The sequence below is a fragment of the Arthrobacter glacialis genome (assembly GCF_002909415.1).
In the GTDB taxonomy this organism is placed as follows: Bacteria; Actinomycetota; Actinomycetes; order Actinomycetales; family Micrococcaceae; genus Specibacter; species Specibacter glacialis.
In genome coordinates, this window is sequence record NZ_PPXB01000020.1 from 41,066 (window position 1) to 59,987 (window position 18,922).

16 protein-coding genes are annotated in these 18,922 nt (G+C 61.5%); 6 read left to right on the forward strand and 10 right to left on the reverse strand.

Going from position 1 to position 18,922, the window contains the following annotated elements; genetic code table 11:
• Window position 1: 1 nt before the first annotated feature.
• The 9 genes from CVS28_RS18485 to CVS28_RS18525 form a co-directional block, all read right to left on the reverse strand.
• A complete protein-coding gene (locus CVS28_RS18485; RefSeq protein ID WP_103482425.1) occupies window positions 2-592 on the reverse strand; it encodes a dihydrofolate reductase in 591 nt (196 codons plus the stop codon).
• A complete protein-coding gene (locus CVS28_RS18490; protein WP_103482442.1) occupies window positions 589-1,407 on the reverse strand; it encodes a thymidylate synthase in 819 nt (272 codons plus the stop codon). Before CVS28_RS18490 ends, CVS28_RS18485 begins: the two co-directional genes overlap by 4 nt.
• 10 nt (window positions 1,408-1,417) lie before the next feature.
• The gene (locus CVS28_RS18495) at window positions 1,418-1,813 is read right to left on the reverse strand and encodes a GntR family transcriptional regulator (RefSeq protein ID WP_103464900.1); all 396 of its coding nucleotides are present in this window, start codon (window positions 1,811-1,813) and stop codon (window positions 1,418-1,420) included.
• Window positions 1,814-1,819: 6 nt separating this feature from the next.
• Window positions 1,820-3,478 (reverse strand): hypothetical protein, encoded by a 1,659-nt coding sequence (locus CVS28_RS18500; protein WP_207797261.1) that lies wholly within the window; start codon window positions 3,476-3,478, stop codon window positions 1,820-1,822.
• Between the two features lie 103 nt (window positions 3,479-3,581).
• Window positions 3,582-4,598: an isopenicillin N synthase family dioxygenase gene (locus CVS28_RS18505; RefSeq protein ID WP_103482427.1), complete on the reverse strand. Its 1,017-nt coding sequence runs from the start codon at window positions 4,596-4,598 to the stop codon at window positions 3,582-3,584.
• A gap of 122 nt (window positions 4,599-4,720) precedes the next feature.
• On the reverse strand, window positions 4,721-5,686 hold the full coding sequence (locus tag CVS28_RS18510; RefSeq protein ID WP_103482428.1) for an NUDIX hydrolase: 966 nt from the start codon (window positions 5,684-5,686) through the stop codon (window positions 4,721-4,723).
• Entirely contained in the window at window positions 5,686-7,896 is a 2,211-nt protein-coding gene (locus tag CVS28_RS18515; RefSeq protein WP_370739478.1) for an RNA degradosome polyphosphate kinase, read from the reverse strand. The genes CVS28_RS18510 and CVS28_RS18515 overlap by 1 nt, the downstream gene beginning before the upstream one ends.
• 127 nt (window positions 7,897-8,023) lie before the next feature.
• Complete coding sequence (gene mshD, locus CVS28_RS18520) at window positions 8,024-9,010, reverse strand: mycothiol synthase (protein WP_103482429.1); 987 nt, start codon at window positions 9,008-9,010, stop codon at window positions 8,024-8,026.
• 302 nt (window positions 9,011-9,312) lie between these two features.
• Window positions 9,313-10,011 carry a winged helix-turn-helix transcriptional regulator gene (locus CVS28_RS18525; protein ID WP_103464895.1) on the reverse strand — a complete coding sequence of 233 codons (699 nt, stop codon included), beginning with the start codon at window positions 10,009-10,011 and terminating at the stop codon, window positions 9,313-9,315.
• A 142-nt stretch (window positions 10,012-10,153) separates the two neighbouring features.
• Here CVS28_RS18525 and CVS28_RS18530 point away from each other — a divergent pair, with 142 nt between their 5' ends.
• The 5 genes from CVS28_RS18530 to CVS28_RS18550 all read left to right on the forward strand — a co-directional run bounded on the left by CVS28_RS18530 (window position 10,154) and on the right by CVS28_RS18550 (window position 15,179).
• A complete protein-coding gene (locus tag CVS28_RS18530; RefSeq protein WP_103482430.1) occupies window positions 10,154-10,888 on the forward strand; it encodes a permease in 735 nt (244 codons plus the stop codon).
• A gap of 175 nt (window positions 10,889-11,063) precedes the next feature.
• Window positions 11,064-11,666 (forward strand): heme-binding beta-barrel domain-containing protein, encoded by a 603-nt coding sequence (locus tag CVS28_RS18535; protein WP_103482431.1) that lies wholly within the window; start codon window positions 11,064-11,066, stop codon window positions 11,664-11,666.
• 214 nt (window positions 11,667-11,880) lie between these two features.
• The gene (gene ygfZ, locus CVS28_RS18540; RefSeq protein ID WP_103482432.1) at window positions 11,881-12,978 is read left to right on the forward strand and encodes a CAF17-like 4Fe-4S cluster assembly/insertion protein YgfZ; all 1,098 of its coding nucleotides are present in this window, start codon (window positions 11,881-11,883) and stop codon (window positions 12,976-12,978) included.
• A 91-nt stretch (window positions 12,979-13,069) separates the two neighbouring features.
• Window positions 13,070-13,633, forward strand: coding sequence for a PadR family transcriptional regulator (locus CVS28_RS18545; protein ID WP_103482443.1), 564 nt, complete (start codon window positions 13,070-13,072; stop codon window positions 13,631-13,633).
• A gap of 40 nt (window positions 13,634-13,673) precedes the next feature.
• Complete coding sequence (locus CVS28_RS18550) at window positions 13,674-15,179, forward strand: DHA2 family efflux MFS transporter permease subunit (RefSeq protein WP_103482433.1); 1,506 nt, start codon at window positions 13,674-13,676, stop codon at window positions 15,177-15,179.
• On the opposite strand, the gene CVS28_RS18555 is transcribed toward CVS28_RS18550, so the two are convergent.
• Complete coding sequence (locus CVS28_RS18555) at window positions 15,118-15,849, reverse strand: GNAT family N-acetyltransferase (protein WP_103465086.1); 732 nt, start codon at window positions 15,847-15,849, stop codon at window positions 15,118-15,120. The genes CVS28_RS18550 and CVS28_RS18555 overlap by 62 nt on opposite strands.
• 292 nt (window positions 15,850-16,141) lie before the next feature.
• On the opposite strand from CVS28_RS18555, the gene CVS28_RS18560 reads away from it, so the two are divergent.
• Window positions 16,142-18,880 (forward strand): LPXTG cell wall anchor domain-containing protein, encoded by a 2,739-nt coding sequence (locus CVS28_RS18560; RefSeq protein ID WP_133159201.1) that lies wholly within the window; start codon window positions 16,142-16,144, stop codon window positions 18,878-18,880.
• Window positions 18,881-18,922: the final 42 nt, after the last annotated feature.

An 18,922-nucleotide genomic window follows, 5' to 3' on the forward strand; every position in this document is an offset into this window, starting at 1 on the left:
ACTATTCCGCCTGGAACTCCGTGTCGCCCTTGGCCCAGAGGGTGATCCGATATTCGGTGCCGTTCTTGGACGTGTGCCAGCCCTCCAGCGGCGACGCGCCGCGGAACGACCATTCGTGCCCCAGCCCCGGCGCCTGCGTGTCCCCGGAAACATCCGAGTTGATGACAGTAATCACCGCAACGTTGCAGTGCTCCTGGGCCTGCGCATAAACCTGTCCACCGCCAATAACCCACACCTCATCGCCGCCGGGGGAGAACTGCGCTTCCACGAGCGCCTCTTCCAACGAATCAAGGACGACGGCGCCACTTGCCTCGGGCGTTGCACTCCAGCCTTCTTGGCGGGTCACCACAATGTTGGTCCGATCCGGCAGCGGCCGGTACTTTTCCGGGAACGATTCCCACGTGCGCCGGCCCATGACCACGGGGTGACCCGTGGTTACCCGCTTGAAATGGGCCATGTCTTCCGGCAAGTGCCAAGGCATGCCGCCATCGGCACCAATGACGCCACCGTTTGTCTGCGCCCAGATCATGCCAACAATGGGCTGGCTGAAGCGGTAAAAAGTGGGAATGTGCAAAGCAGGTGTGTCACTCATACAGCGATCGGTGCCTTAATTGTGGGGTGGTGCTGGTAGTTGACCAGCTCAAAATCGTCAAAGGAATAGTCAAAAATTGACTCGGGCTTGCGGGTGAAACGCAGCTGCGGGTACGGGTATGGTTCGCGGGACAGCTGCTCGGCAACCTGCGTCAGGTGGTCGTCATAAATATGGACGTCGCCGCCGGTCCAAATGAATTCACCCGGCTCCATGTCCAATTGCTGCGCCACCATCATGGTCAGCAGGGCGTAGGAGGCAACGTTGAACGGCACGCCCAGGAAGGTGTCGGCGGAACGCTGGTACAGCTGGCAGCTAAGCTTGCCGCGGCCGTCCTCGGTGGGGGCAACATAAAACTGGAAAAATGCGTGGCACGGCGGCAGCGCCATGTTTTTCAGCTCGCCCACGTTCCAGGCTGAGACAATGTGGCGGCGAGAATCCGGGTTGCTTTGCAGCGATTCCATGACTTGGGCAATCTGGTCAATGTGCTCGCCGTCCGGAGTGGGCCAGGAGCGCCACTGGACGCCATAGACAGGACCCAGCTCTCCGGCGTCGTCCGCCCATTCATTCCAAATCTTGACACCGTTCTCCTGCAGCCAGCCCACGTTCGAGTCGCCGCGCAGGAACCACAAAAGTTCCAGCGCCACGGACTTGAAATGCACGCGCTTGGTGGTGATCAGCGGGAAACTCTCGTTCAGGTCAAAGCGCAGCTGGCGGCCAAAAACGCTCCGCGTTCCGGTGCCGGTGCGGTCCGACTTCGCGGTACCGTTGGCCAGCACATCGCGCAGCATGTCCTCATAAGGGGTCAAAATAGTCACGCGCACAAGTCTACTGGGAGCCCCGCTGGTTCAGTCGCCCTTGAAGAAGTGAGATCAACGTCTTTCCATCCAGCCCGGCACGCTCGCCCACCGCCAGGAGATGGTCGACGGCGGCCATCACCTCCCCGGACGCTCCCGGATCAGTCGGTGGTCGAGCCTGACGTGACCGGGCAACAACGGTTCCCTGCCTGCGGTTGGTAGTGACAAAGCCGGTGGCTTCGAGCCCCTTGTAGGCCCGGGCCACGGTGCCCGCAGCAACGCCAAGATCGGCAGCCAAGCTGCGGACGGTGGGCAAGCGGGTGCCGGCGCGAAGTTCGCCCACGGCAATGAGCGATGCTATTTGCGTTTGCACCTGCTCGTACGGCGGGGTGGCCGTTTCCAGGTCAATGACGATTTGCGCTTCCACGGTGGGCTACTTGCTCGGACTCGTGTTGCTGGACTGGACTGGGGCGGGCGGCGCAAAATCAGCGGGCGTGTAGCCCCTGGCCGGCAAGAACAGCAGCATGAGCGACAGCGCAAAGCAGAGGGCAGCCAGGGCGCCCGGGTCGAATTGTGGTGCCAGCGGGTTTGTGCTGGTTGGCGGTCCCGCCATGGACAGCAACAGGCCCGCCAGAGCGAACCAGCAGCTCGCAACCGTTCGAGCGATGCGAAACAGGGACCTGCGGCGCAGAGTGTCGTCAAGAGCGGCCGGCACTTGGTTCAGCTCTGGTCGCGTAAGCACGAACCACATGGCCGCGGCACCCGCCAGCAGGATGAAAGCCGCCAGGAGGCTGGTCACCCAATAGATGGCAATGGGGTTGGGACTGCCGTCCCATCTGAGCGGTGTCGTTCCAGTGGCAACGGCCGAGGCATACACAAAGGCACCGGCAAGCCCCATTGCACTGAGCCCAAATGCTGCCCAGGTGTACCGTGGCAGGGCCCCGGTCAGGGTGACTGTCCGCCCGACGCCGGAATGCCGCCGAACTGAGTAGTTCCGTTTCAGGACCCCTTCCAGTGCCAAATGGGCCAACACCATGCAGGCAAGGGTTGCCGTGACGATGCCCATCGACCCCAGCCAGGGCCGTACAACCAAACCGAGTAAGACCCCGGCCGCCATGGCCGGAATCAGCACCACCACCGTGGAATCCATCAGCTTTGCAGCCGCAACGCTCTCGCGGCTGGGTTGTTCCGCTGCGGCCAGGGGCACCGACTTGAAGGGTGACACCGGATCCAGGGTCGGCGGCTTCCAAAACAACATCGTGACCAGGACGGCCATGTTGACCAGTCCCAACCAATTTGTGTAGGACAGCACATCGCTGCCCGGAACCGGCTGCACCAAGTAGTTCCCTGCAATCGCGGATAGGCCTGAAGCCACAGTGGCTGACACCCGCAGCAACCGGTTCATGCCGATGACACGCAGGGTGTTGTTCTGCTTGGGACTCAGCGCTTCAAGTGATCGTCGCGAGGCGATGAGTCGCATGACGAGCAGCGTGCCTGCAGCCAGGAGAACCAGCGCCGAGGAGAGGGCAATCGCCATGGCCCAGCCGTCCACCCGGCCAAGGGTCCAGAGTCCGACGGAGCCGGGTGCGGGACGGTCAATTGCGCCAAAGCTGCGGGCGGCGGCAACGAAGGGCATGACCGCTGCGCTCACCAGGAAAACGCCCAATACGGTCCAGCCGAGTGCCGGCTCCACATAATCGCGCACTCGTCGGAATTCCAGGCTGGCCTTACGCTTTGCGGACTTCGGCGCCGGCCACGTGGCCTGCCCGATGGTGTGGATGATAAGAACCGCTGCAACTGGGGTGAGGAGGGCTGTCCATGGGATGAGCCCCCACGGTTCCATCGATTCGGTCGACTGGCCGTAATGGGAGATGCCGGCTTGTCCTGCGGCCGAAAGGCTGCTGAATGCCCAAGCGATGACACCCGTCCACAGGGCGTGCTTGCGAATGCGCTCCAACGATGGCCCGCCGCGAGGTGTCCACACGGCAAAACGCAGCACAGAATAGAACAGCACGCACAGCAGCGCCAGTGGGACGCCCAGTGACATGACCATTTCCATGAACGTTGGCGCGAGCGGATTTGGAGCCATCATTTCCCCCATCAAGAATCTTTGTATCAAGAGTAAGGTACAAAGAAGGTGTGGGAAAGGGCGAAGCGCACTGTGACGCCGTTATTCGGATTGGCGGCGGCCGGGCTTAGTCCGCCAATAGGTCCGCATGCTGGGCGGCAACAACGTTGGGGTGTGCCCGGATCCGGTAGCGAAGGGCGTTGTCGCCGTACGTCTGAAGGATGGGGCTGTTGCCCGGGTCAACAGACAATCCGCGGGCTTTGGACTGAAATTCCGGGCTGACGGCGAGCTGGGGCATGGTCGAATCCAGTGCAGGATTGAAGAAGAACGGCAGGGAGATCCGGTCGGTGCCTCGCAGCGGGGAGATGACCCGGTGCAAGGTCGCCTTGAGGTAACCGTTCGTTGCCAGCTCAAGCATCTCGCCAATATTGACCACAAAGGTGCCAGGCACCTGCGGCGCGTCGATCCATTTGCCCTGATACTCCACCTGGAGCCCACCCTTTTCAGGTTCCACGAGTAGAAGTGTCAGCACGCCGCCGTCGCGGTGCGAGCCCACACCCTGCTTGGGCTCCGGGTCAGACTCGCCGGGGTAACGCACAATCTTGAGCACAGGGAAAGCCTGGGCCGCGAATGCTGCATCAAAGGTGTCCCCGGGTGCCCCCAGTGAGAGGGCCAGGGCCCGCAGGAGTTCCAGTGAGATGGCGCTGAGCCGCTCGGTCCATTCGGAGACGACAGCGCGCATCTCCGGCAGCCCTTCGGGCCACAGATTGGGGCCTTCCAAGCGCCAGTAGTCAGCCACCCCGGGGCCTGGGGCAACAATGTCGCGATCCACGCCGATGTCAATCTGCTCGCGCCAATCCACGCCCCCGTCGGTGAGCTCGCCACCCATGCGGGTGTAGCCGCGGAATTGGGGGCTGTGGATGTTCTCTACGGCGAGCTTTACGTCCTCGGGTAGATCAAAGAACCGGCGGGAAACCGAAAGCATGGCGTCCGTGAGTTCTTGGGGTACGCCATGGCCGGCCAGGTACAGGAACCCCACCTCATGCATGGCATCACGCAGGTCATTTCGGAACTGGGTGGCCTCCTCCGGGCCGGCGCTGAGCCGGGAGAAGTCCAATACTGGCAGTGAATCGAGTGACGGCATGCTATATATCCTTTACGGCGACGTTGGCAAGCGAAATCCCTTATTCGCTCCAATGTTACGTACCTTAGGCCGTCAATGGGGAAGAACATGTCGAATTACTACAAATTGCTCCCAGTGTGCCGCTAGTCCTCGTAAGGCTTGTGCTGCTCAAGTGCAACGATCCGGCCAGGATTTGCGACCGAAACGTGGGCCACCAGAACCTCACCGGGCGACAGGTGCGGGTCCAAGACGGGCAGCTCGTGGGCCAAATCATGGGACATGTGCCCGGCCAAGGCGGCCAGGACTGATGGTATGACGGGACGGTGGGTGCACACGGCAGCCGCACTGGATCGGGTCAACAACTTTTCAATCACCGACCTGGCCTTGCCCGGATGCCGCTTGTGGTCGGCCTCCGTCAACCACGGGACCACCTTTACCTTGGCTTTGGTTGCCTGCGCGTAAGGGGAGATGGTGGCAATGCACCTTGTCCAGCCGCTGGTGTAAACCTTGCCCGGACGCCAGGACATGAGCAGGCGTTGCAAATACAGCGCCTGCCGCTTGCCCGTTGCCGCCAGAGGGCGTTCACCCTCGGCCCGTGTCCATGCCGAACGCGGCTTGGCCTTGGCGTGACGGACTATCAGCAGCGGCCACGTTTCCAGGGTGTTAGCCCCATGGGCAGTCACCAATGCATCCAACGGCTCCACATCGGAGGGGTTGGACAGCAGCCCGCGTGCCTTGGTGGGACTGCACCAAATAACAGCGTCCACTTCCTTGCCGTCGGGGATCGGGGGCATGTCATCCACGCGGGCGGCCCAGTAGTGGACTTCCTTGTTGCCAGGTTTTACGGCATAGCGGATGGACGGCAGCGGGATGCCCAAGGTAATGGGCAGGCCCACCTCCTCAAACACTTCACGCACAGCGCATTCGGGGAGTGTTTCGCCCTTGTCCAATTTGCCCTTGGGCCAGGACCAGTCGTCATAGCGCTGCCGGTGAATGAGCAGAACTTCCAGTTTTTTCTTCTTCAGTCGCCAGCACAGCGCGCCGGCTGCATAGATGGAGACTTCAGTGCCCTCAACCGCAGGGTCTTCGATGTGTTCAGCGCTGCGCATTACCGGTGCAGGATTGAGTGCTGGCGTGAACGGCTGGCCAGCAGCCACGATTGGATATCGAGCAAGGGGTTGCCCGCGCTGTCGAGGTGGTGGCGTGTCCACTCGCCGTCGTTGTCCAGATGCCAGCTGGCAGTCCCGGAGTCCAGGTAGCGGTTCAGGAGTGAGGTGACCTCTGCAATGTCTTCCCGGTTGGAGAGCCTTACCAGCGCCTCAACTCGGCGGTCCAGGTTTCGGTGCATCATGTCAGCGGAGCCAATGTAGACCTTGGGGTCCCCGGCATTGGCAAACGTGAAGACGCGCGAGTGTTCCAGGAAGCGGCCCAGCACCGAGCGGACGGTGATGTTTTCGCTAAGTCCGGGAACGCCTGGGCGCAATGAGCAGATGCCGCGCACAATCACACCCACATCCACACCCGCCTGCGAAGCGCGGTAGAGGGAGTCGATGATGGCCTCATCCACCATGGAGTTGACCTTGATGCGCACTTGGGCGGGCAAGCCGGCCTTCTTGTTGGCGATCTCGGCGTCGATGCGTGCAATCAGGCCCGAACGCACCGAACGCGGTGCCACCAGCAGTCTGTCAAAAGTGGTTTTGGGGGCGTATCCGGAGAGCTGGTTGAAAAGCTTGGACAGATCCTCGCCCACCTGGTTGTCCGCCGTGAGCAGGCCCAGATCCTCGTAGTATCTGGCCGTGCGGGGATGGTAATTGCCTGTGCCGATGTGGCAGTAACGGCGCAATCCATCTTGTTCCTGGCGAACCACCAAGGAGAGTTTGCAGTGGGTTTTCAAGCCCACAATGCCGTACACCACGTGCACGCCAGCCTGTTCCAGCTTGCGGGCCCAGGAGATGTTGGCCTGCTCATCAAAGCGGGCCTTGATTTCCACCAAGGCCAAAACCTGCTTGCCAGCCTCGGCGGCATCCACCAGGGCATCCACAATGGGGGAGTCACCCGATGTCCTGTACAGGGTCTGCTTGATGGCGCGTACCTTGGGATCGGCGGCAGCTTGTTCAAGAAACGCCTGCACCGAGGTGGAGAAGGAATCGTAGGGGTGGTGCAACAAGATGTCACGACGGCGCATGGCCGCGAATACGTTGGCCGCCTTGGACGTCTCCGAGGCGTTCAAGTCACGGGAGGTGTGGGCTACATGCTTGGGATAGCGCAGATCCGGCCTGTCGATGCTGCCAATGATGGACAAGCCACGCAGATCCAAAGGTGCCGGCAGTGAATAAACTTCTGTCTCGTTCACATCCAGCTCGCGCACCAGCAACGCCAAGATGCTGGGGTTGATGTCGGTTGCGACTTCAAGGCGCACGGGTGGACCAAATTTGCGTCGCAGCAGTTCCTTCTCCAACGCCTGCAGGAGGTTCTCGGCGTCATCCTCTTCAACCTCAAGGTCCTCATTACGGGTCACCCTGAACGAGTGGTGCTCCACAATTTCCATGCCCGGGAACAACTGGTCCAGGTGCTCGGCAATGACCTCTTCCAGCGGGATGAAACGCGCCACACGCCCCGGCACGGTGCCAGCGCGCGGGCCGTCAACCGAGACAAGGCGCGGCAGCAGGTCCGGCACCTTGACGCGGGCAAAGAGCTCCTTGTCGCTGACCGGGTTGCGGACCACAACGGCCAAGTTCAGGGACAGGCCGGAAATGTACGGGAAGGGGTGGGCCGGATCCACTGCCAGTGGGGTGAGGATGGGGAACATCTTCTCGGCAAACATTTTGGAGAGCTGCACCTTGGACGGGTCATCAAGTTCTTCCCAATGGACCAAGTGAATGTGCTCGTAGGCCAAGGCCGGGCGGATCTGACTGGCAAAAACGTGCGCATGCCGGGCCTGTAGCTCGTGGGCGGCGTCGCTGATCTGTTCCAGGACCTCGACGGGGCTGAGCCCGGCGGGGGAGGGCACGGCCAAGCCGGTAGCAATGCGGCGCTTCAAGCCGGCCACCCGCACCATGAAGAACTCATCCAGGTTGGAGGCAAAAATGGAAAGGAAGTTAACCCGCTCCAACAGCTGCAGATCCGGATCCTCGGCAAGTTCGAGCACGCGGGAGTTGAAGGCCAACCAGCTCAGCTCCCGGTCAAGGAACCTGTCGGGGCTGATGTCGCCCTCTGGGATGAGCGTGGGCTCAAACTCCGGGATCTCGATCCTGTCCTGGGTGGCCCGTGAGGCCGGCACTTCACCCGAAAAGAACCGTTCCTGCCCGTTGGATGCCATGCTGTTCACGGGTCCCTTGTATTCGCGCTTCATCGACGAGTCCTCATAGTTGGTGATGCTTTGAAACAACAGTACAAGTTTGGGTCACAGCTGGGAAAATTTCCTGCGTGCAGGCTAGGGATGGGGTCTAGGCGGACATGGGCCCGTACATGACAGAGGAGTCCCACTTGGCGAATCCCAGCTTGCGGTACAGTGCCACAGCAGCCTCATTGTCGGCGTCTACGTAAAGCATAATGGCGCGCAAACCGGCGTTGTGCAGGTAGTCAATGCCCGCCCGGGTGAGGGTCTTGCCGAGCCCCATTCCTTGAGCGGCCGGCGTCACTCCCACCACGTAAACCTCACCCATGGCCGCCTGGCCGGAGCGTGCGGGGTGAATTTTTGTCCAGTGGAACCCCAGAATCTCATCGGCCCCATTGACGGCCAGGAAGAAACCTGCCGGATCAAACCAGTCCTCGTCCATGCGGGCCCGCAAGTCGGAGCGCGTTAGCGAGCCCTGCTCGGGGTGGTGGGCAAAGGCAGCCGCGTTGGCTGCCAGCCACGCGTCTTCGTCTTGGTTCGGCACAAATGTTCGCAAGCTCACGCCGTCGGGGGTTGGGTAGTCCGCTTGAACCGGCTCGACCGGCTGTGCGAATTGCGGCGCCTGCCTGACCAGACGCATGCGCCACAGTTCACGGATGGCCCTATACCCGTAGCTGGCGGCAAGATCGGCGGCGGCCTCATGGTCGCCGTGGGACCAGGCTTTGATGCCTTGCAACCCACGGACCTCAACCAGCTTGTCCGCCAAAATAGCGCCCACACCGTCGTTCCGGTAGGCAGGGTGCACCACCAGCTCCAGCACGCCCTCATTGCCATCGAGGACCACAATGGCAACGCCGGCCAGGTCCTCGCCCACAGTTGGGGAGGCGTCCTCGGGGGCGTAGGTAAGTAGCGTCAGGACGCTGTGCGGGCCTGCCTGGGTGGATTTGAGTTCCACCAGTGTTTGTTCCGAGAATGGCGGGTTGCCGTCGGCGTCTTCGGCCGCGTCAATCACCGTCTGGATCTCTCGGCGAATCTCAGGGCCGGGGGCTCCTGCGATTATGGTCACTGGCCAGCTGTCAGTCTTTGCGGGGCTCATAGCAACAGCCTAGTAGGCCTATGTCAGCTAGCGCGAGACTCCGCGTAAATAGTTCTCGGGCAGAGGAGTCTGGGGCGGGTGCAAGGCTGCCTGCGATGGGTGCGGGTTTGCATGCGGGCAAGGTGGTGGCATAGAGTTTGAGGGCAGCTGGACGGGGAAACCCATGCAGCTTGTTGTTTGACTGGGGGGATGCACCAGTGGGGTGTCCTCGATACGTTCGACCCGTATGTCCTCCACCAAATAGTGAAGGCCCGCAGCAATTGCTGCGGGCCTTCTGCGTTCTGCCCAACAGTTCGCAAGCGCTAAACGTCAGCCATGTCGCCGTCGGGCTGGCGTGAAACCGTGAGCCGGTACCCAACGTTGCGAACGGTGCTGATCAGGCTCTCGTTCTCGGAGCCGAGCTTGGCGCGCAGGCGCCGAACGTGAACGTCCACGGTGCGGGTGCCCCCGTAATAGTCGTAGCCCCACACCTCATTGAGCAGCTGGGCCCGGGTAAAGACCCGTCCCGGGTGTTGGGCAAGGTACTTCAGCAGTTCAAATTCCTTGTAGGTCAAATTCAATGCCGTGCCGTGCACTCGGGCTGTGTAGCTGTCTTCGTCAATAACAATCCCGGCGGCCTGGATTTCCTGATGGGTGCCATCTTCGGCACTCGCCGCGCGGGTCAACGCCAAGCGAATCCGTGCTTCAACTTCAGCCGGTCCCGCGGATTCCAAGATGACGTCGTCGGCAGCCCATGAGGCCGTCACGGCGGCCATTCCGCCTTCGGTCAACACCAGCAGCAACGGCACGCTGATTCCTGTGGCGCGTAAAAGTTGGGTCAAGGAACGGGAACCAACAAGGTCTTTTCGGGCGTCGACCATGATCAGGTCGGAGGGCTTGGCATCCAGCAGGGCCGTTGGTACGGCGGGGAGAATGTGTACGTGGTGGCTCAAAAGTTCCAGCGCAGGCAAAACATCCACGGACGAACCGTGGTTATTGGTCAGCAATAAAATCTGCGACATGTATTCCTAACAAAGTGCTGTGTATGCGCATCTTTGAGCGACGAACCACTGACGAGCCCTGCGGGGTGTGGGGCAAAAAACTAAACGCCTCCGCCACGGGGTTGTTCCACAGTGTACCGGCAGAATAGGGCAGGATTGATGTGTGAAGTCATCTACAGCCGGTCTTATTGGAATCCTTGCACTAGCTCTGCTGGTGGCCGGGCACTATTTGGGGCTTGGCTATGCAGTGGGAGTCAGCATTGGGCTGGCCGCCGTTTTTGGTTATGGCTGGCCGTACTATTTGGGGATCCCGGCCAAGAAGACACTGGGCACTGTCATCGCTCTGACCGGAGCGGTTGCCGCGCTGACGGCGGGACTCACCAGCGGCGTCGACTATCTGGTGTGGACGCCCATCTTCATCGCCGTTGGATTCGGCGCCATCATGGTGGTGCAACTGATTCGCGGCACAGGACAAAAGCACCGGCTGGAATCCACCCTGGGTTCCGGCGCTGGCGTGGTCATCACGGGGTTTACGTGCGGCTGGGTGGCCTCGTTCAGGTTCCTGGGTGAACCCGGAATGACGCTGATCGTGGCCGTCAGTGCCGCAGTGGCCCTCATGGTCGGAATGCTGCCGTGGCCGGACAGGGTGGTGGCACCGTTGGCCATTGTGCTGGCCGCTTTGGCGGGCCCCATGGCAGCGCTCATGTTCTCCGATGTGCGCATTCTTCCGGCCATTGTGCTGGGCGTTCTGGTGGCAGCAGTAGTGGCAGCTTTCCGGCGACTGCGGACACTCACCGGCCACCAGAAGCTAAGTTTCGGTTCGGTGGCTGCGGCGCTGGCGCCCGTATTGTCGATGGGTGCACTGGTGTATTTCGTAGAAAAAATGCTCTTGTCCTAGGACCGGCGCGTCACTTCGTCGATATCCCCCGTCAGGAACATTGTAGGATGGCATCATGAGCATACTTGCCTTGGAAATTTTCTTCATTTGCCTTTTGGTGTTGGCCGGCGTGGCCATGGCCTGGTTCGCGGGTCTGGTGGTGTGGCGCCTTTTCAAGGGCCAGCAGTAATTCGCCATGCCTATTGAAATTCCCTCGGACCTGACTCCGGAGCTGGTGCCACTTTCCTGGCTCCTTGGCACCTGGACTGGCGCTGGTCGTCTCGGTTCAGGCGAAGAAGACTCCGAATACTTCACCCAAACCGTCACCTTCAAGGCCAACGGCCTGCCGTATCTGAAGTACACGGCGGAGTCGTGGCTCACCGATGAGGAGGGGACTGTTTTGCGTCCCCTGTCCGTTGAGACTGGCTTTTGGCAGCTTGACAGGATATTGAACGACGCCGACGGCGGCCCTGGCCTGATTCCCGCGGACATTGTGCCCGCGTTGCGAACGGCCGACGATGTAGAAGCCTTGCGCAACGCCGATGGCGGCTTCGATATCATGGTCAACATTGTCCACCCCGGCGGCATTTCCGAGCTGTACTACGGCTCCATCAAAGGCCCCCAAATCCGGCTCTCCACCGACGCCGTTATGCGCGGTGCAGGAGCCAAGGACTACACCGCTGCCACCCGCATCTTCGGCCTGGTCAACGGCGATTTGTACTGGCGCTGGGACGTCGCCGCCAACGGCAAATCCCTCGACGCCCACGCATCAGCAGCCCTGAAAAAAGTCACGCCGTAACACTTCCGGCGCCGGACCCTGTCGGTCGAGGTCTTGTGCCGACGCTTTCGCGCGGTGGGGGCTGGTGCCCGCACCGGGCCACACACGACTTCGTCGGTGTGTCCGCGGCGGCGCCCACCACGCCGCCAGCCCCCACCGTCGCTGCGCGTCGGCACAAGAACTCGCGATGCGACGGGCGCGGAATAGGTCACCTAAAGAAGGCGTTGCACCCGTTATGAGCTATTTGAGTCCTTTGTTGAACCGATCAGGTGCCGTGCAGGCTGGCGGCCTTGATGCTGGTGTGGCCGCCCATTATGGGGATCCCAACCGTGAGCAGCGCTTGTTGGCGGGGTATCTGGGCAAGCCCGGCAGTGCTCTGGTTGACCTTTCCCACAGGGGCGTGGTGACCGTGTCCGGACCGGACCGGCTGAGCTGGCTCAACACACTGTCGTCCCAGCAACTGACAAATCTGGCACCCAATACTGGCACGGAGCTTTTGCTGCTGACGGTCCAGGGGCGCATCGAGTATGACGCCCGGGTGGTGGACGACGGTGAGACCACTTGGCTGGTGGTGGAAACCGCTGAGGCGGAACCGCTGGCGCAGTGGCTCAATTCCATGAAGTTCATGCTGCGCGTGGAAATCACTGACGTTTCCGCCAACTGGGCGGTGCTTGGCTCGGTCACCGAGGTGCCCGAGTGGGACAAACTCCTGGTCTGGGTTGATCCGTGGCCGCACCTTGCTGTGGGCGGTTACAGCTACGCCACCATTGCCGAGGACCAGCACCCCGGGCTGGAGCGCCCCTGGCGTGAATACTTGGTACCTGCCGCCGAGCTGGAGACGGCAGTGGGCCAGCGCCCCCTCGCAGGTGTGTGGGCTGCAGAGGCCCTCCGTCTGGCTGCATGGCGTCCGCGCCGTGGAGCCGAAACCGATGAGAAGTCCATTCCGCACGAACTCGATCTGATGCGCACGGCCGTTCACCTGTCCAAGGGTTGCTACAAGGGCCAGGAGACGGTGGCTCGGGTGCACAATTTGGGACACCCGCCGCGACGGCTGGTGTTCCTGCAGTTGGATGGTTCCCTGCACACGCTGCCAGCCCCCGGCAGTGAGGTGTATTTGGAGGACCGAGTAGTGGGGCGGGTTACCTCCGTGGCGCAGCACTTTGAAATGGGCCCCATTGCCCTTGCCCTCATCAAGCGGACGGTTGACCCTGATGCTGTGCTGATGGTTGACGACGACGGCGAGAAGTATCCTGCCAGCCAGGAGATCATCGTGGCCACCGACGCTGGCCAAGTGGTTGGCCGCCAAACCGGTTTCCTGCGCGCACCACGCTAAATGAGATCCAGTTCACGACTGGAAACCGTTGCCCCCAAATAGTCCACGTGGAATACTTCATGTGGACTATTTGGGCGGAAAGGTGGTGCGTGTGGCGCGGAAAACTCCGTTGACACCACTGGGCGTGGCGGCCCTGGGGCTGCTGGTGGAGCGTCCCATGCATCCTTATGAGATGTATCAGCTGCTTATGCAGCGCCACGAGGACCGGCTGGTGAAAATCCGCCGTGGCACGCTCTACCACATGGTGGGCCGCCTGGCGGCTGCCGGGCTGGTGGAGCCGACGGGCACGGACAGGGACGGCAATCGTCCGGAGCGGACCACCTATGCTGTCTGCCCTGAAGGGAAAGCAGCGCTGGAGGGCCGGATCAAGGAACTCTTGTCGACGCCCGTCAATGAGTATCCCTGTTTCCCGCAGGCGCTGGGTGAGGCACATAATCTTCCGTCCGGCGTCGTGCTTGGACTTTTGGAAACGCGCCTCACAGCACTGGAAGCTGGACTTGCCATCCTGAACGCCGACGCCGCACAGGCCACATCCCGGGGAGTGGCGGAAAAATATTGGATCGATGTGGGCTATCAACAACATCAACTGCGAGCAGAAATTCAATGGGTGGGCGGCCTGCGGGCCAACATCGCCCATGGCACCATTCCTTGGTGAGCAAGCACAGCAAAAACTTCTTTTAGATTAAGGAACACCCATGGAAATCGTGGCAAAACCGTGGCCCGCGTTATGGGCACTTGTTCTGGGTTTCTTCATGATCCTTGTCGATTCCACCATTGTCTCGGTGGCCAATCCCAAGATCATGGAAGGCTTGAACACTGACATCAACTCGGTCATCTGGGTCACCAGCGCCTACCTGCTGGCCTATGCCGTGCCGCTGCTGGTGACGGGACGACTGGGGGACAAGTACGGGCCCAAGAACCTCTACCTGGTGGGGCTGAGCGTCTTCACCCTGGCTTCGCTTTGGTGCGGCCTCTCCGGCGACATTGGCATGCTGATCTGGGCCCGCGCGGTACAGGGGCTGGGTGCGGCCATGATGACGCCGCAAACCATGGCAGTCATCACCCGCATCTTCGCCCCGGACAAGCGCGGCCCCGCCATGGGTCTTTGGGGAGCCACGGCAGGTGTTGCCATGCTGGTTGGGCCCATCCTCGGTGGCGTGCTGGTGGACGGCCTTGGCTGGGAATGGATCTTCTTTGTCAATGTTCCGGTGGGTATCGTCGCCTTTGTCATGGCATGGCGCTTGGTTCCCAAGCTGGCGACACACAACCACACGTTTGACCTGTTGGGCATCCTGCTCAGCTCCGTGGGCTTGTTCATGCTGGTGTTTGGCATCCAGGAAGGCGAAAAGTACGACTGGGGCACCATTGCCGGACCCTTCTCCGTCTGGGGCCTGATCATTGCTGGTGTGGTGGTGTTGGTGCTGTTCGTCATTTGGCAGGCTGTCACCAAGGGCGAGCCGCTGGTGCCGCTGCACCTGTTCAAGTTCCGCAACTTCTCGCTGGCCAATGTGGCCATCATGTCCATGGGCTTCAGCATCACGGCCATGAGCCTGCCGCTGTTCTTTTACTACCAGCTGGTTCGCGGCATGACGCCCACCCAGTCGGCCCTCATGATGATCCCCATGGCCTTGTTCTCCGGCATCCTCGCGCCCTTCGTTGGAAAGCTGGTGGACATCGTCAACCCGCGCTACGTGGCATTCACGGGCTTCATCCTGATGTCCGTCTCGCTGCTGTGGACGGCTGCCCTGATGAGCGCCGACACCCCCATCTGGCTGTTCCTGCTGCCCAGTGGTTTGTTGGGCATTGCCAGTTCAGGTATTTGGGCGCCGCTTTCGACCACGGCCACCCGCAACTTGGGGCCGCGCGAGGCAGGCGCAGGTGCAGGCATCTACAACACGACCCGGCAGATCGGAGCGGTCCTGGGCAGCGCGGCCATTGCCGTGCTCATCACCGCCCGGCTCAGCGCCGAATTGCCGGCAGGGTCCGCCGAAGGCGCCCAGGGGATGGGCGGTCAACTGCCCGAGGCCCTGCATGCGGGGTTCTCAACGGCCATGGCTCAGTCAACCATCCTGCCGGCGGCCGTGGTGCTGCTGGGTGCCGCCATGGCAATCTTGTTTGCCAAGCCGCGCCCCGTGGATGCTATTTACGCCGAGTTTGATCCGTCTGCAGGGAAACCTGCGTCTGCAAGCCAGCAACACTAAAGCCCATTGACGTTGCCAGGGCATGGGCGGCGGCGTTGTTGATGTCCGCCCGCCATTGCACAATGAGGCCCGCTGCCAGGGCCTCATGGGCTGCAATGCTGGTGGCCAGCCGACCCAAGCCCTGCCGGCGAAAGTCGGGCGACACCAAGGTTCCCACCTGTGCCAGCAGCCCCTGGTATTCGGAGTAGGCGCTGCAAGCCAACGGCCCGGCGTCGGGCTCCCCATGGGCCATGAGTGTGAACTTGTGGGCCCGGTGGGCGAGCCCCACGTCATTCACGTCGTCGGGCGGGCACAGAGCCTCCAGCTCTTGCGCCGCCTGGCTGGAGGTTGAAACGTGGACGGTATCTGCGGGCTGGTGCAGCGCCAGATCGTCCGCGTAGTACAGGCCCTGGGTGCCCAAGCCTCGTCCGCCGTCGTTTTTGGTCAAACGGAGCATGATCGAGTGGTCGCTGAGCTCGTCGTCGTCCAAGGATTCCGCCACGTCCAACAAATGCTGCGGGCCCGTGAGGATTGACTGATCCCACAATCTGATGAAGGTCAGGGACGGGCTCTGGACTGCGTGGGTGATGCGGCCGCTTTGGTTGCCGTTGACCAAGGAGTCCGCGGGCAGATTCAGGCCGCGCTCCCACGCCAGCCGGACAATGGGGGACGAGCTCAGATCGAATGTCATAACTTTAACCGTAACGCCCCGCAGCAAATACATGCTGTGGGGCGTTTGGCGTATCCGGGATTTTTCCGCGGCCCCGCAAGGAAATCCGGCCATGTTCAGGTCCACACCACTCTAATGACACATTTTCAAAAACTAAGTGGTGGGGCACAAATTTGTGAGTGCTTGGGCAGAAATTGGAGTGGCGGACGCCAAAAATTGAGGTGTCCACCACTCGTGTTTTGATGATCGGTGCCTCCCTAATGTTGATCCTGCGCATCACCGCGCCGACCAACATTTCTCTGGGGGAGTTGTTATGCGTTTACCCACGTCTGCCCGACGGCGGCGCGAAGGCCAGCATTTTTCGGACACATCGCGTGTTCCAGCCAAGCCCGCCATGCTGCGGATCGCCGCCGGCCTGCTGGGCCTGGCCCTGGTGGCCAGCGCAGGCGCCGGTGCCGTGGCCTCCGCTTCGGCAACTGAACTGACAGCCGCTCCCGAGACCACGGAATCGGCCCTTGTCCCGGCAAGCGAGGCCACTCCAGCTGCGGATGTCCCGGCTGCCGGCGAACAGGCGCCAGCTGCGCCGCCCGCCACGGCAAGCAGCACCCCGGCTCCTGCCGACGATCTGGCCACGGCCGCACCGCCCGCCGAGCCGACGAATGTTCCGGCACCTGTGGAGGTTCCCACAATAGTTCCGACCCCCGATTCCACTCTCCAGCCCACGAGCGCCCCGCCGGTCGCAAAGATTCTGCCTCAAGCTCAGGCACTGGCGGTAGCCGCCACGCCACTGACCTGCCAGAACGGAACCGTTTACACGATCGACAGTGATGGCACGCTGCGCCTGGTCAACACCAACACCACAGCCCAAACCACGATTGGCGACATCAGCTCAAACAACGATCTAAACGCCCTGGCACTCACCAAGGACGGCCAGTACGCCTACGCTGTGCGAGACACCGCCAGTAACAACGGCAACATGACTGTCTACCGATACACCTCCGCAACGGGCGTCACAAATTCGTTCAACGGGGTGCAGAACCTCCAAGAGGAAGATGGCACGTTCGTCATGGGTGGCATCAACCCGGCAACGGGCTTCTACTACTACGGCCGGGTCATAGACAACAGACTCGAACTCTATGGATTCAACACAACGACGAATACCAGCATCGGCTTCGTAGGGTCAATTGCCATCACGACTGATTCCGCGGGCGTGGCTCGCACCAACGGCGACCTGGTGTTCAGCTCCGAGGGCATCATGTACTTCGTGGCCAGCTCCAACACCACGGCGTCAAACTCAAATGCGTTGATGCGGGTCAGCCAGCAGCTGCCCACGACCGGCAGCAACGCCACCCTGACCGCAACGTTGGTCAGCTTCCTGAACATCAACAACCAGCAGAAGCAGTTCAATGGGATCGCCTTTGACGGCGGCTTCCTCTACCTGGATACCTCAGGCAAGGACTTCTACAAGGTAAACCCAAGTACCGGGGCCGTAATCTCCACCTCCACCCTCCAGAATGGCGCACCGGTGGACATGGCCTCTTGCCAGTACAACAACACGCTGCAGGTTCAAAAGAACATTGGCGCACGAGTTGTCAGCACTGACCAGTTCAAGCTGACAGCCTCGGTGGGCACTACTGAAATCGGCGCCTCGGGAACCACCACAGGAACCTCCACCGGCCTGCAAACCGGTCCGGGCACCTTTGCCTCCAGCGTCCCGATCAGTGGCACCACCATCACGATTGCGGAAACCGGACCGCCCGGGACCGCCCTGTCCCAGTACACCGCAAACTGGATCTGCAAGGACCAAGGCGACGTCACGGTTGCCAGCGGCACTGGGACCTCAGGCACGTTCGTTTTCCCGCAGTCAACAACCAGCGGCGTCAATGTCACCTGTGTGATCACCAACCAGCCCTTGTCGGCACAAGTCACCGTCACGAAGACCTGGGTCAACGCGGTCGCCGGTGATAAGGCGTCCTTCAGTGCCAATGGCAACGCTGCGCAGGGATCCTCTACGGCACTAACCAACGGCAATGTCATCACGACCACTTTTCCCCAGGGCACCACGGTGAATGTCGCCGAGGTGCTGGCATCGACCAACAAGGGTGCCTATATCTCAGCCCTCAGGTGCACCAACGCTGCAGGCACACTCGTGGCCACGGGAGTGCTGACAGGTTCGTTTGTTCTCGGTGCCAGCAATGTCACTTGCGCCTACACCAACACGAACGCCGCTGCCACGGTTGTGGTGGCTAAGAAGTGGATCGTAGACGGCAAAGCTTACGACAACGGGCAGCAGCCGCAGGGCATCAGCGCGAACCTGACGCTCACCGGCCCGGGCACAGCCGGTGCCAGCAACCAAGTATGGGCCACTGTACGCAGCGGCTACTTTGCCGGGAATTCCGTGAGCATCAACGAAACCACCAGCTTCGCTTCACCCATGAAGTGCACGCTCAAGTCCTCGACGCTAACGCCTGCCAACGCAACCACGACGTCGGTCGCCCTCCCCCATGTGGCCACCCTGGCTGCCGGTGCCAATAGCTACACCATTACCAATACGGTGGACTGCATAACAGAGCTGACACTGCTGAAGTTCATTGACAACCGCAACGGCGGCAGTCTGGTCCCCGGCGACTTCACCCTGACTGCAAAGCCAGCAGGTGGCACGGCCTGGAATGTTCCCGGCGCCATGGCTGTGACGGATTCCAATACTGAGTCCGTGACTGCCGGTGTGAACCACACGGTCAGCGAGTCGAGCGCCCTCAAACCCGCCTACCTGCAGCTGAGCATGCAACGTTACGCAGGCACCCTGAACGCCGACGGCAGCCTTGCCAATCCGAACGCCTGGGTCGATGCCGACCCCACAACAGTGTCCGTCGCAACAGGCCACCACGGCGTATACCGCTTCGTCAACGCCAGCGCTCCGGCGCTCACCCTCCCCTTGACCGGCGGAACCGGAACCTCGGCCTACATGCTCGCTGGCGGCGGACTGCTGCTGCTGGCAATTTTCACCACCGGCTGGATCGTATTTAGACGGATCAAGACCCACCGACCGTGACCCCATCCTTACCTCAAACCCACAACTAATCTTCTCCAAACC

What these genes read in the sequence shown, in the direction of transcription:
- CVS28_RS18560 (WP_133159201.1), top strand. Translation starts at nt 16,142, where the DNA reads ATGCGTTTACCCACGTCTGCCCGACGGCGGCGCGAAGGCCAGCATTTT.
- CVS28_RS18510 (WP_103482428.1), bottom strand. Translation starts at nt 5,686, where the DNA reads ATGCGCAGCGCTGAACACATCGAAGACCCTGCGGTTGAGGGCACTGAA.
- CVS28_RS18485 (WP_103482425.1), bottom strand. Translation starts at nt 592, where the DNA reads ATGAGTGACACACCTGCTTTGCACATTCCCACTTTTTACCGCTTCAGC.
- CVS28_RS18535 (WP_103482431.1), top strand. Translation starts at nt 11,064, where the DNA reads ATGCCTATTGAAATTCCCTCGGACCTGACTCCGGAGCTGGTGCCACTT.
- CVS28_RS18505 (WP_103482427.1), bottom strand. Translation starts at nt 4,598, where the DNA reads ATGCCGTCACTCGATTCACTGCCAGTATTGGACTTCTCCCGGCTCAGC.
- CVS28_RS18555 (WP_103465086.1), bottom strand. Translation starts at nt 15,849, where the DNA reads ATGACATTCGATCTGAGCTCGTCCCCCATTGTCCGGCTGGCGTGGGAG.
- CVS28_RS18515 (WP_370739478.1), bottom strand. Translation starts at nt 7,896, where the DNA reads ATGGCATCCAACGGGCAGGAACGGTTCTTTTCGGGTGAAGTGCCGGCC.
- mshD (WP_103482429.1), bottom strand. Translation starts at nt 9,010, where the DNA reads ATGAGCCCCGCAAAGACTGACAGCTGGCCAGTGACCATAATCGCAGGA.
- CVS28_RS18525 (WP_103464895.1), bottom strand. Translation starts at nt 10,011, where the DNA reads ATGTCGCAGATTTTATTGCTGACCAATAACCACGGTTCGTCCGTGGAT.
- ygfZ (WP_103482432.1), top strand. Translation starts at nt 11,881, where the DNA reads ATGAGCTATTTGAGTCCTTTGTTGAACCGATCAGGTGCCGTGCAGGCT.
- CVS28_RS18550 (WP_103482433.1), top strand. Translation starts at nt 13,674, where the DNA reads ATGGAAATCGTGGCAAAACCGTGGCCCGCGTTATGGGCACTTGTTCTG.
- CVS28_RS18500 (WP_207797261.1), bottom strand. Translation starts at nt 3,478, where the DNA reads ATGATGGCTCCAAATCCGCTCGCGCCAACGTTCATGGAAATGGTCATG.